This is a genomic window from Streptomyces sp. NBC_01166 (genome assembly GCF_045039765.1).
Classification (GTDB): domain Bacteria; phylum Actinomycetota; class Actinomycetes; order Streptomycetales; family Streptomycetaceae; genus Streptomyces.
The window spans coordinates 1882453-1903351 of record NZ_CP108613.1 but is presented as its reverse complement, the minus strand read 5'-3'; the positions used below and the strand labels follow the sequence as shown (position 1 = coordinate 1903351).

The 20899-nt window shown below is 71.2% G+C and carries 12 protein-coding genes; 7 read left to right on the top strand and 5 right to left on the bottom strand.

Going from position 1 to position 20899, the window contains the following annotated elements; genetic code table 11:
* The first annotated feature begins 9 nt into the window (after positions 1-9).
* The 3 genes from fxsBH to fxsT all read left to right on the top strand — a co-directional run bounded on the left by fxsBH (position 10) and on the right by fxsT (position 7667).
* Positions 10-2286, top strand: a complete 2277-nt coding sequence (fxsBH, locus tag OG379_RS08770) for a radical SAM/SPASM protein FxsBH, inactivated beta-hydroxylase extension form (protein ID WP_405660960.1) — start codon at positions 10-12, stop codon at positions 2284-2286.
* A 150-nt stretch (positions 2287-2436) separates the two neighbouring features.
* Positions 2437-3738, top strand: a complete 1302-nt coding sequence (gene fsxC / locus OG379_RS08765; protein ID WP_405660957.1) for an FxsC protein — start codon at positions 2437-2439, stop codon at positions 3736-3738.
* Positions 3735-7667: an FxSxx-COOH system tetratricopeptide repeat protein gene (gene fxsT, locus OG379_RS08760; protein WP_405660956.1), complete on the top strand. Its 3933-nt coding sequence runs from the start codon at positions 3735-3737 to the stop codon at positions 7665-7667. The genes fsxC and fxsT overlap by 4 nt, the downstream gene beginning before the upstream one ends.
* A gap of 51 nt (positions 7668-7718) precedes the next feature.
* Here the strand turns inward: fxsT and OG379_RS08755 are convergent, their stop codons facing one another.
* Positions 7719-8612, bottom strand: a complete 894-nt coding sequence (locus OG379_RS08755; protein WP_405660954.1) for an alpha/beta fold hydrolase — start codon at positions 8610-8612, stop codon at positions 7719-7721.
* Positions 8613-9047: 435 nt separating this feature from the next.
* On the opposite strand from OG379_RS08755, the gene OG379_RS08750 reads away from it, so the two are divergent.
* Positions 9048-10133 (top strand): S1 family peptidase, encoded by a 1086-nt coding sequence (locus OG379_RS08750; protein ID WP_405660952.1) that lies wholly within the window; start codon positions 9048-9050, stop codon positions 10131-10133.
* 84 nt (positions 10134-10217) lie between these two features.
* On the opposite strand, the gene OG379_RS08745 is transcribed toward OG379_RS08750, so the two are convergent.
* Positions 10218-10877, bottom strand: coding sequence for a TetR/AcrR family transcriptional regulator (locus tag OG379_RS08745; protein WP_405660949.1), 660 nt, complete (start codon positions 10875-10877; stop codon positions 10218-10220).
* 171 nt (positions 10878-11048) lie between these two features.
* On the opposite strand from OG379_RS08745, the gene OG379_RS08740 reads away from it, so the two are divergent.
* Entirely contained in the window at positions 11049-12167 is a 1119-nt protein-coding gene (locus OG379_RS08740) for a serine hydrolase domain-containing protein (protein ID WP_405660947.1), read from the top strand.
* Between the two features lie 55 nt (positions 12168-12222).
* On the opposite strand, the gene OG379_RS08735 is transcribed toward OG379_RS08740, so the two are convergent.
* The 3 genes from OG379_RS08735 to OG379_RS08725 all read right to left on the bottom strand — a co-directional run bounded on the left by OG379_RS08735 (position 12223) and on the right by OG379_RS08725 (position 16215).
* Positions 12223-13545, bottom strand: a complete 1323-nt coding sequence (locus OG379_RS08735) for a serine hydrolase domain-containing protein (protein WP_405660945.1) — start codon at positions 13543-13545, stop codon at positions 12223-12225.
* Positions 13546-14046: 501 nt separating this feature from the next.
* Positions 14047-14538, bottom strand: a complete 492-nt coding sequence (locus OG379_RS08730) for a phospholipase (RefSeq protein WP_405660943.1) — start codon at positions 14536-14538, stop codon at positions 14047-14049.
* Between the two features lie 615 nt (positions 14539-15153).
* Positions 15154-16215, bottom strand: a complete 1062-nt coding sequence (locus OG379_RS08725) for a DUF3533 domain-containing protein (protein WP_405660940.1) — start codon at positions 16213-16215, stop codon at positions 15154-15156.
* Between the two features lie 156 nt (positions 16216-16371).
* On the opposite strand from OG379_RS08725, the gene OG379_RS08720 reads away from it, so the two are divergent.
* Positions 16372-19830, top strand: coding sequence for a DNA polymerase III subunit alpha (locus OG379_RS08720; RefSeq protein WP_405660937.1), 3459 nt, complete (start codon positions 16372-16374; stop codon positions 19828-19830).
* A complete protein-coding gene (locus OG379_RS08715; RefSeq protein ID WP_405660935.1) occupies positions 19827-20825 on the top strand; it encodes a hypothetical protein in 999 nt (332 codons plus the stop codon). Before OG379_RS08720 ends, OG379_RS08715 begins: the two co-directional genes overlap by 4 nt.
* Positions 20826-20899 lie beyond the last annotated feature (74 nt).

The window sequence follows — 20899 nt, the reverse complement described above, 5'->3', positions numbered from 1 at the left end:
AGTGGTGGAATGACAGGCCCCGCGGTCCCGTTCCGCGAAATCGTTCTGAAGGTTCACAGCAGGTGTGACCTAGCCTGCGATCATTGCTATGTCTACGAACATGCTGATCAGAGCTGGAGAACCCGGCCGAAGACTGTTTCTGATCACGTCATCTCCAGAACGGCGCAGCGCCTCGCTGAGCACGCGAAGACACACGCACTGCCCTCCGTGTCAGTGATCCTGCACGGAGGGGAGCCTCTGCTCGCGGGCCCCCGCCGACTGCGGCGCGTCTGCGAGGAGTTCGGGTCGGCCCTGGCGGGCGTCGCCGAGCTGGACCTCAGGATCCATACCAACGGCCTTCAGCTCAGCCCCCGTTATCTGGACCTCTTCGACGAGTTCGACGTCAAGGTGGGTATTTCCCTCGACGGCGACCGTACGGCCAACGACCGGCACCGGCGATTCGCCGACGGACGCAGCAGCCACCCCCTCGTGCTGAAGGCGGTCGAGCTCCTCCGGCAGGATCGCTACCGCCATCTCAACCTCGGGCTCCTGTGCACCGTCGACATCGAGAACGACCCGCACGCGGTGCTGGACGCCCTGGTGGCCCTCGATCCTCCGCTCATCGACTTCCTCCTCCCGCACGCCACATGGGACGAGCCGCCGCCCCGTCCGGACGGATCGCCCACGGCCTACGCCCAGTGGCTCCTCGCGGTCTTCGACCGCTGGCAGGAGGAGGGGAGCCCGGTGCCGGTGCGCCTGTTCTCCTCGGTGCTCTCCACGCTGAGCGGGGGCCCCAGTCTCACCGAGTCCCTGGGACTCGCCCCCACGGACCTGGTGGTCGTCGAGACGGACGGTCAGCTGGAACAGGTCGACTCCCTCAAGAGCGCCTACGAGGGCGCCGCGGCCACCGGGTTCGACGTGTTCTCGCACTCCTTCGACGACGTGGCCGCCCACCCCGGGGTCCGGGCGCGGCAGCTCGGCCTGGCGGGCGTCAGCGAGACGTGCCGCCGGTGCCCCGTCGTACGCTCCTGCGGCGGTGGGCTCTACACCCACCGGTACAGCGCGGCGAACGACTTCGACAACCCGTCGGTCTACTGCGCCGACCTGGAGGCGCTGGTGCGGGGCATCCAGGCGCGCACGAGCGCGGCCGCCGTGTCCCCGGCCCTGGCCGACCGGCGTGAACTGGGCGCCGAGCAGCACGACCTGACCCGCACGCTCCTCGCCGGCCTCCACGAGGCGCTGGACGGCCGCGGCGGGGCCCGGTGGGAGGAGGCCTGGGGGCTCGCGGGCGTCCTGGAGTCCTCCGGCGAGGGCGCCGCCGGGCTCGACCGCGTCATGGCGCACCCCTATACGCGTACCTGGCTGCTGGACGTCCTGGAAGGGCTGCACGCCGAACGGCCCGAAGCCGTCGGCCAGGCGCTGCGGCTGCCGTCGTACGTGGCGGCTGCCGCGGTCCGGGCCGGTCTCGGCCTGGAGGTGCCCTGCGACTACCGGGACGGCAGGCTCTTCCTCCCCACCCTCGGCGAGCTGCGGGTCGCCGGGCCCGGCGGGCCGGGACGGGTTCTCGTACGAGCCCTCGGTGAGGGGTTCGCGGTCCGGCGTGAGGGCGGCGGTGAACAGATCGTCGCGAGCGAGGCGGAGGGGCCCGACTGGCTCCCGGTGCGGCACTTCGCAGCCGGGGGCGTGCCCCGGCTCGCCCTCGACGACCTGGACCCGTACAGGGACTGCTTCGACGCTCCTGCCGCGCCCCGACTGAGCCCGGCGGACGCGGAGGCCTGGGCCGAGGGCGTCGGCCGCGCGTGGGAGCTGCTGGAACGGGCCGCACCACGCCAGGCGGCGGACGCCGCGGAGAGCCTGACCACGCTGACCCCGCTCGTCGCCGGCCGCAACACGAAGCGGCCGCACGGCCACGGGACCGTCGGACTCGTGTGGACCGGGGACACCCTGGAGCTCGCCCTCGCGCTGCTGCGCGGTCTGCGACGGGCCAGGCTGCGGGCGCTCCTGGACGTCACGGATCTCTACGCGCTGGACGGAGCCTGGGAATACCGGCTGCCCTGGGAGCGGAATGTGAAGGTCCCTTTTTCCGGACTCCTGGCCGGCACGTACGAACGCGTGGGACTTTCCCCCCTCGTTCCCGGATTCATGGACGGAGTGCCCGAGGCTCTCGACATGATGGACGCGGCGGCCGAACCCACTGTCGGAGGAATGCGGCTGCTGGGGTCGCTCCGTGACGAGGCGAGAGGTGTACATGGGACAAGTGGGATGAACGTCCTCATGAATGCCGTGGATCAAGAACCTGTTCGATGATTCCTGGGTATGGATGACTGAAAAGCGGCGTTGATTGACCGAACGCCGTGGGGGTGGAGCAGAGTCCGCTCCGGAATGATGAATTCGCTCGCACCCTCTCCACAGTCCTGGGATGCGGGTGCTCACACAGGACGGGGGTCGTGTGCACGCATGACGCAACAGCGAGCGGACCATCGGCCGTACTTTTTTCTGAGCTACGCGCATACACCGGGGTACGGCGGTGGATCGGACCCAGACATGTGGGTCGAACGGCTTTTCCAAGATCTCTGCGGTCATGTGATGGCCATGACCAATCTCCCCGCGGGGTCCCCGGCCGGATTCATGGACCGGGAGATACGCTCCGGCGAGGGCTGGTCCGAACGGCTGGGCAATGTCCTGGCCAACTGCCGGGTCTTCGTCCCGCTCTTCTCGCCGCGCTACTTCGCCAGCGAGATGTGCGGCAAGGAGTGGTACGCCTTCGAGCAGCGCGCCATTCACCACAGGGCCCGGTCGAACCAGCCGGCGGAGGCGATCGTTCCCGCGCTCTGGGTGCCGGTGCAGCCGAGCCAACTGCCGGGCCCCGCCGAGCGGTTACAGTTCAACCACCGGGACTTCGGGGACCGGTACGTCAGCGACGGGCTCTACGGGCTGATCAAACTCACGCTGTTCGCCCAGGATTACGAGCAGGCCGTCTACCAGCTGGCCAAACGCATCGTCCACGTCGCCGACAGCGTGCAGATCGGCTCGGGTAGACCCCTCGACTTCCGCCTCGTCCCCAGCGCCTTCGGTGCGCCGGGCAGCGGAGCGGGCGCCCCGAGGCCCATGCGGATCACCATCGCCGCCCCCACCCGCCACGACCTGCCGGAGGGCCGGAACCCGGAGTACTACGGCGACAATCCCCAGGAGTGGAACCCCTACCATCCGGCCGCCGCCAGACCGCTGGCCTACGTGGCCGAAGAGCTCGTGCGCTCCCTCAACTACCAGGCCGTCATCACGTCGTTCGACGAGGAACCCGGTCAGCGGGAGGGCAAGCAGCCGCCGAGCACCCCCGAGATCCTCCTGGTCGACCGCTGGGCCCTGCGGGATGAGGACCTGAGACGCCGGCTCGCCGCCTTCGACCGGGAGAACCGCCCCTGGGTGACCATGGTCGTCCCGTGGTGCAGGGAGGACCATCAGAGCAGGGCGGCCGAAGCCGAACTGACCGAGAAACTCGAGCAGACGATGCCGGTCAAGATGCGGCAGGGGCGGGCCTTCTGCCGTGTCGCGGCCAAGGGGGTACCCAGTATGGAAGCGTTCGGCCAGATCCTGCCCCAAGTGGTCGAGGTGGCTGCCCAGCAGTATCTGAGGCACGCCACGGTCTATCCACCGGCCGGTGGGCGGCACAGCGAGCGGACGCGGCTGATGGGGCCCATGGGCAACACCCGGTTCATACCCGACATGCACGACCCTGCGACGGATGCGGAGGACGTATGACAGCCGGTCGTGACGGGCGCATCGTCACTTTCTACTCGTACAAGGGCGGTACGGGGCGCACCATGGCCCTGGCCAACACCGCCTGGATCCTGGCCGCCAACGGCAAGCGGGTGCTGGCAGTCGACTGGGACCTGGAGGCACCGGGGCTCCACCGGTTCTTCCACCCCTTCCTCGACCCCTCGACGCTCGGGGCCACCACCGGCGTGATCGACCTGATCACGGAATACGCGTGGGCCGCGACCAACCCCGCCCAGCGGGCCGACGACTGGCACCGCGACTACGCCCGCATCCAGCCGCACGCCGTCTCGCTCACCCCCGAGGCGCTCGGCTGGGAGTTCCCGAGGGGCGGCACCCTCGACTTCGTCTCCGCCGGACGGCAGAACCGCGAGTACTCCGCGACCGTCTCGACCTTCGACTGGGACAACTTCTACGACCGGCTCGGCGGCGGCCACTTCTTCGACGCCCTGCGGGACGACATGAAGGCCAACTACGACTACGTCCTCATCGACAGCCGTACGGGGCTCAGCGACATCGCCGACATCTGCACCGTCCACCTCCCGGACGTGCTCGTCGACTGCTTCACCCTCAGCGACCAGTCCATCGACGGCGCGGCCTCCGTCGCCCGGCAGATCGCCGAGCGCTACACCGGCCGGCCCATCTCGATCTTCCCCGTCCCCATGCGGATCGACGAGGGCGAGAAGGAGAAGGCCGACGCCGGGCGGGCGCTGGCCCGGCTGAAGTTCGACCGGCTGCCCCGTGACCTCTCGGGCGACGAACTCACCGCCTACTGGGGTGCGGTGGAGATCCCGTACCGCCCCTACTACGCGTACGAGGAGACCCTCGCGACCTTCGGCGACGAGGCCGGGCTCAGCAACTCGCTCCTGTCCGCGTTCGAGCGTCTCACCGCGGTCGTCACCCAGCAGGAGATCACCTCGATGCCCCCGGTGGGGGAGGAGGTCCGGCTGCGCATCCGCGACGCGTTCACCCGCCGCAGGCCGGCTCTGCCCGCCGATCTCTTCCTCAGCTATGTGGCGGAGAACCGCATGTGGGCCGACTGGATCGAATCCGTCCTCACCCGGGCCGGGTTCCGGGTGGTCCCGCGCGACGTCTCCGCCGAGCCCGGCCCCATGGACGCGAACCACGCCGTCGAGACCGCGACCCGCACCGTCGTCCTGCTCTCCAGCGCCTACCTCAAGTCCCAGCGGGCCGTGGACCTCTGGGAGCGCGCCGTCTCCGAGGACCCCGGTGGCGGGCGGCGGCAGCTGCTGCCGCTCAGGGTCAGCGACGTCCGGCTCTCCGCGCCGTACATCGACCGCAACCCGGTCGACCTGTTCCGGCTGGACGAGGTGCACGCCACCACGGCCCTGATGCGCGCCCTGGACCGGCCGGTGCAGCTCGGCGACGGGACGTCGCCCGGCCCCCGCTTCCCCGGCACCGTGCCCAGGATCTGGAACGCGCCGCCCCGCAACCCCGGCTTCACCGGCCGCTCCCTGGTCCTGGAGCGGATGCGCGACCAGCTCGGCGGCGGCATGGCCGTCGTGCTGCCGCAGCCGCAGACCCTGTACGGCCTGGGCGGCGTCGGCAAGACACAGGTGGCCCTGGAGTACGTGCACCGCTTCATGGCCGACTACGACCTGGTGTGGTGGATATCGTCCGAGCAGATCGACGACGTCGTGGCCAGCCTCGCCGAACTCGCCGTACGGCTGGGTGCCCAGGGCGGGGACGACATGGCGGCCGCTTCGCAGGAGGCCGTGGACCTGCTGCGCCGGGGGGTGCCCTCGGAACGCTGGCTGCTGGTGTTCGACAACGCCGACGATCCGGAACGCCTCAGCCGGTACTTCCCGCAGGGCGGATCCGGTCACATCCTCGTCACGTCGAGGAACCAGTCCTGGTCGCAGCACGGTGACGCGCTGCCCGTCGACGTGTTCCTTCGGGAGGAGTCGATCGAGCACCTCCAGCGCCGTGCACCGGGGCTGAGCGACGAGGACGCCGCCCAGGTGGCCACCGCGGTCGGAGATCTGCCGCTGGCGGTCGAACAGGCGGCGGCATGGATCGCGGAGACCGCGACCCCGATCGACACCTATCTGGAGCAGCTGGCCCAGCAGGCCCCGGAGGTCCTGGCCCTGAACCAGCCGGCCGGGTATCCGCAGCCCGTCGCCGCCACCTGGAACATCTCCATCGAACGCCTCAAGGAGCGTTCACCCGCCGCGGTGCGGCTGCTCCAGCTCTGCGCGTTCTTCGCACCCGAGCCGATCTCCGCGAATCTCCTCTACAGCAAGGAGATGATCGAGGCGCTGAAGCCGTACGACGCCTCGCTCCAGGAGAAGCTGGTCCTGGGCCGGGTCATCCGGGAGATCGGCCGTTTCGCCCTGGCCAAGGTCGACCAGGTGTCGAACTCCATCCAGGTGCACCGTCTGGTGCAGGCGGTGATCAGGGCCCAGCTCAGCGAGGAGGAGCAGCGCGAGGCGAGGCATGTCGTCCACCGCATCCTGGCGGGCGCCCGGCCCGACGACGACGAGCCGATCGACAACCCCGAGACCTGGCCGCGCTTCGCCACGATCTGGCCGCACCTCGGCCCGTCCGACGCGCGCAACTGCAAGGATCCGGAGACCCGCAGGCTGCTGATCGACCGGGTGCGCTACCTCTGGAAGCGGGGAGACGTCCGGACGGCGGGCCGGCTCGGGGACGAACTCCGCGACACCTGGCGGGAGATGCTGGGCAACCAGGATCTGCAGTACCTCTACCTCTGCTTCCACCTCTCCAACATCCTGCGCACCCGCGGCCGGTACGTGGAGGCCAAGGAGCTCGACGAGGTGACCCTGGGCAGGCAGCGGGCCGTGCTGGGGCCGGAGCATCCGCACACGTTCATGACCACCAGCAGTCTGGCGATCGACCTCGGGCTCCTCGGTGACTACGGCAGGGCGATCGAGCTGGCGACCGCGGCGCACGAGGGGTTCAGCCAGATCTTCCACGACAGGCATCCCAGGACGCTGGCCGCCGCGAACAACCTGGCGCTGAACCTGCGGAGCGTGGGACAGTACGCCCGCGCCAGGGAGATCGACCAGGACGTCTACGACCTGCGGTCCGAGGTCCTGGGTCCCGAGCATCCGTACAGCCTGTCCTCCGCCATCTCGCTGGCGCGTGACCTGCGCGAGGTGGGGCGGTACGAGGACTCGGTCGGTCTGCTGAGCCGGACCTACGACGCGTACAAGGCCACCCTCGGCCGGACCTACCCCACCACGCTCAGCGCCGCCAAGAGTCTGGCGGTCTCGCTGCGCAGGGCGGGGCAGCTGGAGGACGCGCGGAGGCTGACGGTGGCCACCCGGGCGAGGTACCGGGCCAAGTACACCTCGGCCAACCCCGAGTCGCTGGCCTGCGACCTCAACCTGGCGTCCGACCTGTTCGCCGCGGGGGAGGCGGTCGAGGCGAGGGACACCGCGCAGGAGGTGGTGGACCAGTACATGAACGTGCCGGGGGAGCACCATCCGTACACCCTGGCCGCGCAGAACAATCTGGGCGCCTACCTCTCCGGGACGGGCGCGCCGCTGGAGGCGGAGAAGCTGCTGACGCGGGTGGTCGCCTCGATGCGTGAGGTGTTCGGCCGCGAGCACCCGAACACGCTGTTCTGCGTCATGAACCTGGCGAACGCCACGGCCGGGCGGGGTGATCTCGAACTCGTCCTGGAGACGGAGCGGCGGGTCGCCGGCCAGCTCCGGGACGTTCTCGGGGCGCATCACCCGGAGACCCTGGCCATGACGTCGAACCTCGCGGTCACGCTCGGCGCGATGGGACGCAAGGACGAGGCGCTGAGTCTGCGGGCGGAGACGGGGGACGAACTGGCACGACAGCTCGGCGACGAGCACCCGCTGACGCGGATAGCGCGGGACGAGCGCAGGTTCTGGCGCGAGCTGGAGCCGATGTCGGTGTGAGCCGGGGTGCCCCGGGCTCCGGACCTCCGGAGCCCGGGGCACCCTCCGGGATCAGCAGACCGCTGCTTTCCCTGCTTCCCGTTCGTCCAGCAGCCAGTTGAGCACCTCGGGCAGCACGGACAGCGCGTCGAAGTGTGCCGCCGCCGGTTCCAGTACGGCGGTGGCGCCCGGGATCTGTTCGGCCAGCCATCGGGAGTGGCCCACAGGGGAGAACACGTCCTTCACGCCGTGCCACAGCATCACGGGACACCTGATGTCGGCGGGGTCGAACCCCCACGGCCTGCAGAACGCGAGCGCGTCGTCGATCCAGCCGTACGCCGATGTGCGCAGCCCTTCACGGAAGTTGGCGAGCAGCATCGTGCGGATCCCGGCGTCGTTGACCACGGTGCGGTCGGAGTCGGTCAGCTCCCGGCGCAGGTCGTCCAGGAGCCGGGCCGGGTTCTGCCGGATCTCCGCCGAGCGGCTGATGAAGGATTCCGCCAGTCCGTCGGGATCCGCCGCTGCCCGGGAGTACGCGAGCACGTTCGACGCGGCCATCCCGTCGAACCAGTCGAGCCCTTGGGCGTCCGGGGGAGCCAGGCTGACCAGAGCGGCACCACGGGTGACCCGGTCGGGCATCAGCGCGGCGCAGGCCAGAGCGTGCGGTGCGCCGCCGGAACGGCCGACCACGGCGAAGCGTTCCAGGCCGAGGGAGTCCGCGATCGCCCGCACGTCCTCGACGACGTCCATCACCCGCCGCCCCGGCAGCCGGTCCGAGCCTCCGTACCCCGGGCGGTCGTAGGCGATCAGCTGCATGTTCCGCTGGTAGAGGACCATCCCGCGTGGAGCGGGCCCCAGCCGGCTGCCCGGCATGCCGTGCAGGAGGAACACCGGTCTGCCGCGGGGGTCCCCCTGTCGCTCGACCATCAGATGCCGTCCGTCGGCCACGCGCACCCGACTCCGCACGACGTGCCTCCGCTCATCACCCCGCTCGGTCCGGACACCAACTGCCCGGTGTGTACTGCCAGTTCGATGATGACCTATCGGAGGCGATACCGGCACTCCCTGTCGTAACGAGCCGGTGGTGTTCGGGACGTCCGGGGGCATTCGGTGGTGTTCGGCTTCAGGAGTGCCCTCCACAGCATCCGGACTCCAGGAGCCATTACAGGACAGGACTAGTCCTCACCCGCTGCCGAAGGGTCGTCGCCCCGGGTGTTCGCGAACGGAACCGACGTGGTGCGACACCCGGGTTGTGAACGCGGCGCGGGTGAACCGTCGTCGTCGTGTGCGCGTCCGGAAGTCGACCTTGTGTGCTATCGGCCGCATCGGAATAGTGGGCGCCCCATCCTCCGTGCTCCGGACACCCCACTTGTCCGTGCACGGCCCCACAGGAGGTCGAAGTTGAAGCACCGACGCATACCCAGGAAGCGTGTGGCCCTGGCCGGATCGGCCGTCCTCGCACTGGTCGCGGCAGGAGTCACGTTCCAGACCGCGAACGCGAGTGACGACGTACCCGAGTTCACCGCGAAGACCCTCGACGCCCACTCGGCCGGAAGTCTCGCCACCACCCTGGACAAGGCCCTGGGCGGCGACAAGGCGGGCTCGTACTACGACGCCAAAGCCAAGAACCTCGTCGTCAACGTCGTCGACGAGGCGGCGGCCGAGCAGGTCCGCCAGGCGGGCGGCAAGGCCAGACTCGTACAGCACACGCTCGCCGAACTGACGAACGCACGGCAGACCCTCACCGACAAGGCCACCATCCCCGGTACCTCGTGGGCGGTCGACCCGGTCAGCAACAAGGTGGTCGTCACGGCCGACCGCACGGTCGACGGCGCCGCCTGGGACAAGCTCGGCAAGGTCGTCGACGGGCTCGGCGCCAAGGCCGAACTCAAGAAGTCCGCAGGGGAGTTCAAGCCCCTCATCGCGGGCGGCGACGCCATCTGGGGCGACGGCGGACGCTGCTCGCTCGGCTTCAACGTGGTCAAGGGCGGCGAGCCGTACTTCCTGACCGCCGGCCACTGCACCGAGGGGATCACCAGCTGGTCCGACTCGCAGGGCGGCGCGGAGATCGGTGCCAACGAGGGCTCCAGCTTCCCGGACAACGACTACGGCCTGGTCAAGTACACCTCCGACGTCGAGCACCCCAGCGAGGTGGACCTCTACAACGGCTCCACCCAGGCGATCACCCAGGCCGGCGACGCGACCGTCGGCCAGACGGTGACCCGCAGCGGCTCCACCACCCAGGTCCACGACGGTGAGGTCACCGCGCTGGACGCCACGGTCAACTACGGCAACGGCGACATCGTCAACGGCCTCATCCAGACCACGGTCTGCGCCGAGCCCGGCGACAGCGGCGGCTCGCTCTTCGCGGGCGACACCGCGCTCGGTCTCACCTCGGGCGGCAGCGGTGACTGCTCCGCCGGCGGCGAGACGTTCTTCCAGCCGGTGCCCGAGGCACTGGCGGCCTTCGGCGCCGAGATCGGCTGACCTCCGGCCCTCCTTCGGTTCCTGTGAACCGGCGAGCCCGCCCCCTCACGCGAGGGGGCGGGCTCGCCGCTTGAAGGCGGCGTCTCAGTCCGGGTGGACCGCGTCCTCGATATGGGCGAGCTGGGCGGCGAGGATCTCCTCGAACGCGGCGCGACGGTCCACCCCGAGGGGGCGGACCTCGCGGGCGAAGCGGGAAAGGGCCGGGAAGCGTTCGGGATCGGCGCCCAGAACCGCCACGCGGAACAGCTCCATGCCCTGCTCGTACTCCTCGGGCGTCACGGTGCTGACCCTCGCCTCGGAGGTGATCAGCGCGGCGAGGAGGACCGCGATGCGGTGGTAGCGCGCCGGGATGTCCTCGTCGGGCAGCCCCGACGCGGACAGGGCCTGCAGGACCTCCTCCATGACCAGCCGGGAACCGGTGCCGCTCGACGCGTGGCGTCCCCAGACCGAGGCGAGCTGGGGCTGCTGCCCGAAGGCCTCTCTCACATGCAGGGCCAGGGAAGTGATGCGCTGCTTCCAGTCGCCCTCGGGGCTGTAGTCGTCCATCGCGGCCAGGAGGATCCGGTCGGCGACCGCGCGCAGCAGTTCGGTCTTGCTGCGGAAGTGCCGGTAGAGGCTGGAGGAGTCGGTTCCGAGGGCCGCGGCCAGCTTGCGCACGCTGAACGAATCAGCGTCGCTCGTGCGCAGCAGTTCCGCCGCCGCATCCAGGATCTCTTCGGTCGACCAACGCCTTCGGCCCGCCATCCTGCTCCTCTCGCCGGATCTCATCCTACCTGTGCACTTGGTGTTGCACGCACCGCGTGCATAATGAGGACATGAGTAGGCCGGGCGGTCCGGCCTGCCACTCGTGCCCTGTTGTCCGGGTCAGGTGACCGATGCGGAGCCGGCCCCGGGGAACACGAAAGGACGCATGACGTGAAGAACTCCTTGGATTCCGCGGGACTGGACGCAGCCATCGAAGCCGTCCACCGCGCCGGGATGCCCGGCCTGTTCGCCGAGGTGCGGGACGGTGACCAGGTCTGGCGCGGCGCCGCCGGGGTCGCCGATGTCGCCACGGACCGCCCCGTGACCGCCGACATGCGGCACCGGGTCGGCAGCGTCACCAAGACCTTCACCGCCGCCGCGGTTCTGCAGCAGGCCGAGAGCGGTCGGATCGGTCTCGACGCACCGATCGGCCGGTACCTTCCTGAGCTGGTTCCCGGGGAGCGCGGTGACGCGATCACGGTCCGCATGCTGATCAACCACACCAGCGGCCTCGCCGAGTACCTGCCGTACGCCTACCCCTCCCTCAAGGGGTTTCCCGCCCCGGCGGCCACCGGTCCCCAGAGCCTGGACGACCACCGGTTCACGCGGTTCGACCCCGCCGAACTGATCGGGATGGGGGTCTCCGCGCCCGCCGTCGGCGCCCCGGGCGGCACTCCGGGGGTGTACTCCAACACCAACTACCTGCTCCTCACCCGACTCCTGGAACAGGTGACCGGCACGACGGCGGAGCGTTGCATCACCCGGAACGTCATCGAGCGCGCCGGGCTCCAGGACACCGAACTCCCCGCCGGGCCGTACGTCGACGGTCCGCACTCGCGGCTCTACGAGGCGTGGTTCGGCATGATCGACCCGCCACGCGACTACAGCGTCTTCGACATGTCATGGGTGGGTCCGTCGGCCTCGCTGATATCGACCGTCGCGGACCTCAACCGCTTCTTCGGCATGCTGCTGGCCGGGAAGATCGTCGGTCCGTCGTCGCTGGCGGAGATGCAACGCACCTGCCCGGTCGTCTCCCAGGAGGGAAGGACGATCGACTACGGCCTCGGCCTGTACCCGATGGAGGGACCCGGGCAGGGCGTCTTCTGGGGCCACGGCGGCACGGTCTGGGGCGGCGGGACGCTGTCCATGACCCGTGCCGACGGTGAGCGGCAGATGTCCGTCGCGGTGAACCTGCAGAGGTGGAACAGGCTCGACTCCTCCGGCAGGCCGCAGCCTCATCCCATCGACGACGCGCTCGCGGCTCTGTACCGCGTGGCGATGTACGGCTGACGCGGCTCACCTCCGCCGGCCGGCTCCCGGGCCTTCCGCATGACGACGAGCGTCCTCAACGCAGCTGCTCGGGTGCGACCAGACGCCGGGGCACAGGAGAGGCGCCGGGGGCCCGGTCGGCGGGGGCGCCGCTCAGCGCTCCGTCCATGTATCCGAACAGCGCCTCGCCGATCGGGTCCGGCAACGGCTTGCCGTCCTCGCCGAACCGCTCGTACTTCATCAGGTTGTAGCCGATCGCGGCCTGGCGACGTCCGTCCTCCGTGGACAGCGCCCAGGTCCCGGCCCCGAACACGCCACCGTCGTGGCCCCAGTACCAGCCGCCGCTGGGCATCTTGAGGGTGTAGAGCCCGAGGCCGTACCGCATCGCCACTTCCTGCCCGGGGGCCGGCTCGTAGGCGGGGACCGTCGTCTTCATCTCCCGCAGCTCCGCCGCGCCGAGCAACTTTCCGCTCAGGAGCCGGCGGTAGAAGTCGTTGAGGTCGTTCATCGTGGAGACCATCGCACCGGCCGTCCCGGCCCAGGACATGTCGTAGACGCTGTAGTCGCGCGCCGGGTCGATGGTTCCGTAGAACGACTCGTACATCTTGGCGTGCGGCCCCGATATGCGGGCGGAGCGCGGGAAGTACGTGTGCCGCAGTCCGGCCTTGCGGATGACGTTCTCGGTGATGTACGACTCCGGGGCCTGGCCCGTGACCTTCTTCAGCAGCAGTCCGGCGATGATGTAGTTGGTGTTCGCGTACGAGTGTGTGCCACGCGGCGCCGGCGGCTCGGCCGCCAGGCCGAGGCGGACCAGCTCCTCGGGGGCCAGCTTGCGGAACCGGCCTTCGTCCAGGGCCTGCCCCGGGTCCGTCACCAGCTTGGGGAAGGCCGGCAGTATGTAGTCCGCGATGCCGCTCGTGTGGTTCAGCAGCATCCGCACCGTCACCTCCCGGCCCCGCTCGCCCGGCACCAGCTCCGGAAGGTAGTCGCCGATGGGGGCGTCCAGGTCGATCCGGCCCTGGGCAACCTGCTGGAGGACGGCCACCGAGGTGAAGGTCTTGGTGATGCTGCCGATCCGGTGCTCGTAGTCCGGGCGCATCGGCCGCCCGCTGTCGATGTCGGCGACGCCTGCCGCTCCGCGCCACTGCTCGGAGCCGTCCCTGACAGATGAATAGGCCCCGTACATCCCCGCCTGGTGGAACGCATCGAGGGAGGCACGCAGCGCCTGCCGGTCGAGGACGGAGGTGACCGGGGCGGATGCGGTGGCGGCGGCCGGCGGCGGGGAGGCCGCCCCGGCCGGAAGCGCACCGACCGCGAGCGACAGCAGCGCCGCCGATGTCACGGCGGCCAGGCGCAGTCCCCGGTGGTCGGGGTGAGGGCTCGGGCGGGTGTTGCGCATGGGAGGACCCCGTCTCGTCAGGTGTGCGTGGCGGAGCTCCCCATCCTCTGCGCGCCACACCGGGCATCCATCCTCCTTGGGAACGACCTTGTGCACAGGAAGAGATGACGTTTGTCAGGTGTCGCCCGCCGGTGCGGGAACCGCGGGCGGCTGATGGGGCATCGGCGGCGGGACCGGTCTGAAGTCCTCCCGCAGCGTTGCCCGTCCGCGCGGCGGCCGGGTCCGTACGACGGGTGCCGTGCCCCGGCCCGTACGACGGCCGTACCGGGCGGGAGGGACGGCAGGATGCCGGCCAGGGCGGTGGTGCGGCGGCACGGTGGCCGTAGGACACCGAGAGGCATCGCTGCCGGACCTCGCTCCGATCCGGCGGAGTTCGTCATCCGCCTCAGCAGGCTCCGCGTGGGGCCCGTCTCGCGCGGCGGCCGGCCGAACAGCAGGGGTGTGCCGCTCCTGTGAACGAGGGGCCTGAGGCCGCTGCGAGGGCGGCCTCAGGCCCCTGCATCATGCAGTGAGCGACAGGGCGCCGGCCTTGGCCGGGGCCACTCCGAAGATGTCCACCGCGTGGTAGTACGTCCACGCCGTGCTGTTGCACGAGGTCAGTTTGGCGCCGGAGTAGGCGGCGCACACGCGCTTGAGGTCCGAGTAGAACGCGGAGTCTATGCGGGACTTGTTCGCGGAGAACGTGCCGGCGGCCTTGTAGTTCCGGTAGCCGAAGTCATGGCGGGCGCAGGCCGTCTGGAAGGGGAACCCGAACGGGTTGTCGGGTGAGGTGCTGCAGTAGTCCGTGGACCAGTCGAAGCCGTACGCGGCCCAGGCGCCCTGGTTGTTGCGCGCGGCGTTCCACGCGTTGTAGCTGGAGGCGCTCGTCTGTGTCCAGGAGCTGAGGACCTGCGGCTTGTCCGAGGGGGCAGCCGAAGCGGAAACGGCAGGTACGAGGGCGAGCGGGAGCGCCACAGCGAGGGCGGCGAACGGGACGGTGAATCGGCGACGCATGAGCAACCTCCGGCGGATGAAAGGGGGTTGTGCCGACCGTGCTCCTCGCGGGTCTCGCGAGGAGCTCCCAGAATGCCGTCATGAACCTGTCATGACTAGCGACTTCGCCGATCGGTCGCCAGGAGTTCAGCTGCGCCTCGGCTGACACGGGCGGGCGGCGTCCCATTTCCCGTACCCGGAAGGACGCACCGGCCCCGCGCGCCACCACCCGGACAGAGCCTGCGGGGAGCGCGCACGGGCAAGCGGGCAGACCCTCCGCGCGATGGCTCGCCGTGCCGGGGCGTCCGCCGCGGACGTGGACACACCTTCTCCGGCCGGCCGTGAGGCCCTGGCGATGATCCCGAGGGTCATGCAGCCGCACGCCGGTCAGGTCGACACCGACGCCGTGAAGTTCGCCGGCCCCTGCTCCGGCTCCCGCGCGGACCGGGAGCCCCGGGGCCCGGCCGGCCGGTGCCGAGAACGTTCTGCTGATCTCTCCGGGCTCGGCCCGCACGAAGCAGCCGGAGTTCTACCGCCGGTGCCTGGAGGCCTGCGGCGACCTGGCGGGCCGGCACGTCGTGCCACGGATCGGGGGCCGCCGGTCTCGTCGAGGAGATGCTGGGCCGATTCCCGGCCTCAGGCGAGGCTCGAGCTGCTCCCGGGGGAGTCCGCTTCCCGGGGAGCGGCCGCCCGCCGCGTCCCGTCCGTGTCCCGGCGGCGCATCGACAGGAGCAGGGTCAGGGCAGTGCCGACGACCGCCCAGGCGGAGAGCACCAGCAGGGGGCCGGTGACCGCGTTGCCCCTGAAGTACGCGATCGAGCGGGCCACCCAGGTGCCCGCTCCCGGTGGCAGGGCGGGGCCGATCGCCCGCCAGAAGTCCGGCAGCATCGGCAGCGGGAAGGCGCCGCCGGCGCTCGGGTTGCCCGCGATCACGATGAGCAGGACGGCCAGGCCGATGCCGACGATGCCGGTGAGCGCCTCCAGGGCGAGCGTGATCATGCCGACGGCGAAGACGGTCAGGGCGCCCAGGCCGGCCAGGGCCCAGACGCTGCCCGGGAGCGCACCGAGGATGGGGCCGATGATGACCGCGCCGCCGATGCCGCCCGCGATCGAGTACAGCGCCATGACCGCGGTGCGGATCACCGCGCGCTGCCGGTTGGCCGGCTTGGTGCCCGCGCTGATCGCCAGGATCGACGCGCAGAGGTAGCCGCCCACGCACCAGCCCACGACCAGGTAGAACGACGAGAGGCCGTCGAAGTCGTCCGGGGAGGCGGGTGCCACGTCCACGGTCCGTACGGTGCGCTGCCGGGGCCCCTCCGTCTCCTTGATGATCTTGGTGAGCGAGGTGGCCAGCACGGTGCCGCCCCCGGAGGCGACGAGCACGGTGTCCGTCGCCCCGGTGGGGCTGACGATCAGGGCGCCGTCGATCTCGCGGTTCTGGATCTGCCGGCGGGCCTCGGCCTCGCCGGAGACCGCGCGCGGATCGAGCGGACCGCCCGGCAGATCACTCAGCCGGGTGACGAGCTGCCCGGACACCTGCTGCGGGGCGACGACCCCGAAGGGGACATCCGTCGGGTCGGGCCTGTGCAGCGCGCCGACGTACGAGGCGATGAACAGCAGCTGCAGTGCCAGGACACCGACAACCAGTAGTGCGGCCCGTGCGGTGACGGCGCTCTTCACCTCGTCAGCGAAAGTCATGCCCCCACGGTCCGGGGAGTCCGGCGTTCGCGCAGGTGGGGCCGGGCCGAATGGCGGAGAGGTGACCCCGCACCCGGTTATCGTACGAACGTTCGAAACTTGGTCTATGGTGGAGAGCGAGGGGGTGGCGAGTACGGATCGGTCCAGGAGGTGCGGATGCCAGGGTTCACGCATCTGCATACCGTTTCCGGGTTCTCCCTGCGGTACGGGGCATCGCACCCGGAGCGGCTGGCCGAGCGTGCCGTCGAGCGTGGGATGGACGCCCTCGCGCTGACCGACCGCGACAGTCTCGCGGGCACGGTCCGCTTCGCCAGGGCCTGCGAGAAGGCCGGGATACGTCCGCTCTTCGGGGCGGAGCTCGCGGTGGCGCGGCAGGTCGGCGAGGGGGGCCGTACGCACAGACCGCGCACACCGGTCCGCGGAGGTGCCTTTGTCGATGAATCCGCACCCCGGGTCACCTTCCTCGCCCGGGACGGCGCCCGCGGCTGGGCCGAGCTGTGCCGGCTGGTCACCGCCGCCCACGCCCCCGGTGCCGGGGACCCGGACGCCGGGCAGCCCCTGGTCGGCCGGGACGCGCTGCCCGCCGAAGGGCTCACCGTGCTGCTCGGCCCCGCCTCGGAGGTGGGCGCCGCGCTGGCAGCGGGCCGGCCCGACCGGGCCGCCGCGCTGCTCGCCCCCTGGCGGGAGATCTACGGCGACGCCCTGCGCCTCGAAGCCGTCCACCACGGCCGGGAGGGCACCGGCCCGGGATCGCTGCGGCTCGCCGCCCGTACCGTCGGCTTCGCCGCCGAGCAGGGGGTGCGGGCCGTCCTGACCAACGCCGTCCGGTACGCCGACCCCGGGCAGGGCCCCGTCGCCGACGTGCTCGACTCGGCCCGCCGGCTCGTCCCCGTCGACCCGCGTCGTTCCCCCCTCGACAGCGGGGAGCGCTGGCTCAAGGACGCCGGTGCGATGCGGGAGACCGCCGAGCGGATCGCCTCCGCCGCAGGGCTCGGACGGGACGCGGGGCAGCGGCTGCTCGCGGAGACCCGGCGCACCGCCGACGCCTGTCTCGTCGACCCGGCGGACGACCTGGGGCTCGGCAGCGTCCACTTCCCCGAACCGCACCTCGTCGGCGCCGGCCGGCGCACCGCCCAGCGGGTGCTGGCCTCCCGTGCCGCCGCGGGCATGGTGCGGCACGGCTACGACCGCAGGCGCGACTACTGGGACCGGATGCACCACGAGCTGGACATCATCGCCCACCACGGTTTCGCCTCCTACTTCCTGACGGTCTCCCAGGTCGTCGACGACGTGAAGGGGATGGGCATACGGGTCGCCGCACGCGGTTCCGGGGCCGGTTCCCTGGTCAACCACCTGCTCGGGATCGCCCACGCCGACCCGGTCGAACACGGGCTGCTCATGGAGCGCTTCCTGTCCAAGCGGCGCTTCGTGCTGCCCGACATCGACATCGACGTCGAGTCGGCCCGCCGCCTGGACGTCTACCGCGCGATCATCGGGCGCTTCGGCGCCGAGCGGGTCGCGACCGTCTCCATGCCCGAGACCTACCGGGTGCGCCACGCCATCCGCGACGTCGGCGCCGCGCTCTCCATGGACCCGTCCGAGACCGACAGGCTCGCCAAGGCCTTCCCGCACATCCGGGCCAGGGACGCCCGCGCCGCGATGGAGGAGCTGCCCGAACTGCGTGCCGTGGCCGGGCGGAAGGAGCGGTACGGGCGGCTCTGGGAGCTGGTGGAGTCGCTGGACGCGCTGCCGCGAGGCATCGCCATGCACCCGTGCGGGGTGCTCCTCTCGGACGACTCGCTGCTGCGGCGCACGCCGGTCATGCCCACCAGCGGCGAGGGTTTCCCGATGTCCCAGTTCGACAAGGACGACGTGGAGCACCTCGGGCTGCTCAAGCTCGATGTGCTCGGCGTGCGGATGCAGTCGGCGATGGCGCACGCGGTGACCGAGGTGAAGCGGGCCTCGGGGCGGGAGGTCGACCTGGACGCCGTACCGCAGGGCGACCCGGAGACGTACCGGCTGATCAAGAGCGCCGAGACGCTCGGCTGCTTCCAGATCGAGTCGCCGGGCCAGCGCGACCTGGTCGGCCGGCTCCAGCCCGCCACCTTCCACGACCTGGTCGTCGACATCTCGCTGTTCCGGCCGGGGCCGGTCGCCGCCGACATGGTGCGGCCGTTCATCGAGGCAAGACACGGCCGCGCGCCCGTGCGTTATCCCCATCCCGACCTGGAGGGGGCGCTGCGCGACACCTACGGGGTGGTCGTCTTCCACGAGCAGATCATCGAGATGGTGAACATCATGACCGGCTGCGGACGCGGCGAGGCCGACCGGGTGCGGCGCGGGCTCTCCGACCCCGAGTCGCAGGCCCGGATCAGGGTCTGGTTCGCACAGCGGGCGGCGCGGAGGAAGTACGGCGCCGAGGTGATCGCCCGCGCCTGGGAGATCATCGAGGCGTTCGGGAGCTACGGCTTCTGCAAGGCGCACGCGGTCGCCTTCGCCGTGCCGACGTACCAGTCGGCCTGGCTCAAGGCGCACCACCCGGCGGCCTTCTACGCCGGGCTGCTCACGCACGACCCCGGGATGTACCCGAAGCGGCTGCTGCTCGCGGACGCGCGGCGGCGCGGGGTACCGGTGCTGCCGCTGGACGTGAACCGGTCGGCGGCCGCTCATAGGATCGAACTGGTGTCTGGCGACAACGGTGATAAATGGGGATTGCGGCTGGCCCTCTCGGACGTCCACGGCATCAGTGAGGCCGAGGTCGCCCGGATCGAGGCCGGGCAGCCCTACACCTCGCTGCTGGACTTCTGGCAGCGGGCCAGGCCCGGGAAGCCGGCCGCCGAGCGGCTGGCCCAGGTCGGCGCGCTGGACGCCTTCGGCGCCAACCGCAGGGACCTGCTGCTGCACCTGTCCGAGCTCCACCGCGCCCAGCGGAGCTCCGGTTCCGGCGCGGCGGGCGCCCAGCTCCCGCTCGGCGGCGGGCACCGGACCGGCACCGTCGGGCTGCCCGACCTCAACGACGCCGAACGCCTCAGTGCCGAGCTCGGCGTCCTCAGCATGGACGTGTCGCGCCATCTGATGGGCGATCACCACGCCTTCCTGAAGGAGCTCGGCGCGGTCTCCGCCCAGCGGCTGCGGGAGGCGGGGCACGGGGAGACCGTGCTGGTCGCGGGCGCCAAGGTGGCCACCCAGACCCCGCCGGTCCGCTCCGGCCGCCGGGTCATCTTCACCACCCTGGACGACGGGACGGGCCTGGTCGACCTCGCCTTCTTCGACGACAGCCACGCCGCCTGCGCGCACACCGTCTTCCACTCCTGGCTGCTGCTCGTGCGCGGGGTGGTCCAGCGGCGCGGCGCGCGCAGCATGAGTGTGGTCGGCTCGGCGGCCTGGAACCTGGCGGAGCTGGTCGAACTGCGGCGCACCGGCGGCCTCGACGCGGTCGCGGCACGGCTGGCGGAGGAGCCCGCCTCCGGCGAGGAGGAGGCCTCCGACGACGGCCGCCGCATCCAGCTGCCGACCGGCTACGAGATGAACCCGTGGTCCGATCTCCAGCCGGCCGGTGAAGGGACGCCCACCGGGAGGAAGCTGTGGCACCGGAGCCAGGGGAGCGCGGGATGAACGAACAGCCGGCCGTCCTGTGCCTGCGGTTCCGCCGGATCGGCGGCGGACTGCCGGACAGCGCGGGTTACGAGGGACTGCTCGCCCTCCTCGGGGCGTTCACCCCGGTCGTCGAGGCGGCCCCGCCCGGCGCCGCGCTCGCCGATGTCAGCGGCGCGCTGCGCTACTTCGGACAGGACGCGGCGGGTCTGGCCTCCGTGATCCGGGTGCGCGCCCTCGCCCTGCACGGCGTGGACTGCGCGATCGGTGCGGCCTCCAACCCCATGCTGGCCAGGATGGCCGCACGGCAGGCGACACCCGGCACCACCTTCGTGGTGCCCCCCGGTGAGCACGCCGGCTTCCTCGCGTCCAAGCCCGCCGCCGCGCTGGACGGCGTCGGGACGGCGACCGCGCGCACCCTGTGCGGATACGGGCTCGACTCCATCGGCCGGATAGCCGCCGCACCGCTCGCCACCCTGCAGCGGATCACCGGCGTACGGACCGGGCGCGAGCTGTGGGAGCGGGCCAACGGCATCGACCGTACGCGGGTCGTGCCTAACGCCGCCGCCCGGTCGATCGCCGCCGAACGCTCCTTCCCCCGCGACGAGCTGGACCCGGAGCAGCACCGCCGCGCGCTCCTGTCGCTCACCGAGGAGCTGGGGGCCAGGCTGCGCGGCGACGGCCAGGTGTGCCGATCGCTCGCGGTCTCCGTGCGCTACGCCGACCGGACCGGTTACGCGACGCTGACCCGCAGCCGTACGCTCCCGGAGCCCACCGCCCACTCGGCGGCGCTCACCTCGCTCGCATACCGGATCCAGGACTCGTTCGCCCTGCAGCGGGCGCGGGTGCGGGGGATCGGGCTGCGGGCGGAGGGGCTTCACGACGCGGAACGCGCCGCCCACCAGCTCACCTTCGACCCGGTGGACGAGCGGACACGGCGGATCGAGGCCGTGTCCGACAGGCTGCGGGCCAGGTTCGGCCCCGGGGCCGTGAAGCCGGGGCGGCTCGCGGCCTGACCCCGGGACGCCGGAATCTTTTTACCGACGCGTAACTTCCCCCCTGACCTTACCCGTGCGTAACTTGGCATGAG

Excerpts from the sequence above, each read along its gene's own strand:
- fxsBH (WP_405660960.1), top strand. The coding sequence starts at position 10 with ATGACAGGCCCCGCGGTCCCGTTCCGCGAAATCGTTCTGAAGGTTCAC.
- fsxC (WP_405660957.1), top strand. The coding sequence starts at position 2,437 with ATGACGCAACAGCGAGCGGACCATCGGCCGTACTTTTTTCTGAGCTAC.
- fxsT (WP_405660956.1), top strand. The coding sequence starts at position 3,735 with ATGACAGCCGGTCGTGACGGGCGCATCGTCACTTTCTACTCGTACAAG.
- OG379_RS08745 (WP_405660949.1), bottom strand. The coding sequence starts at position 10,877 with ATGGCGGGCCGAAGGCGTTGGTCGACCGAAGAGATCCTGGATGCGGCG.
- OG379_RS08735 (WP_405660945.1), bottom strand. The coding sequence starts at position 13,545 with ATGCGCAACACCCGCCCGAGCCCTCACCCCGACCACCGGGGACTGCGC.
- OG379_RS08730 (WP_405660943.1), bottom strand. The coding sequence starts at position 14,538 with ATGCGTCGCCGATTCACCGTCCCGTTCGCCGCCCTCGCTGTGGCGCTC.
- OG379_RS08725 (WP_405660940.1), bottom strand. The coding sequence starts at position 16,215 with ATGACTTTCGCTGACGAGGTGAAGAGCGCCGTCACCGCACGGGCCGCA.
- OG379_RS08720 (WP_405660937.1), top strand. The coding sequence starts at position 16,372 with ATGCCAGGGTTCACGCATCTGCATACCGTTTCCGGGTTCTCCCTGCGG.
- OG379_RS08715 (WP_405660935.1), top strand. The coding sequence starts at position 19,827 with ATGAACGAACAGCCGGCCGTCCTGTGCCTGCGGTTCCGCCGGATCGGC.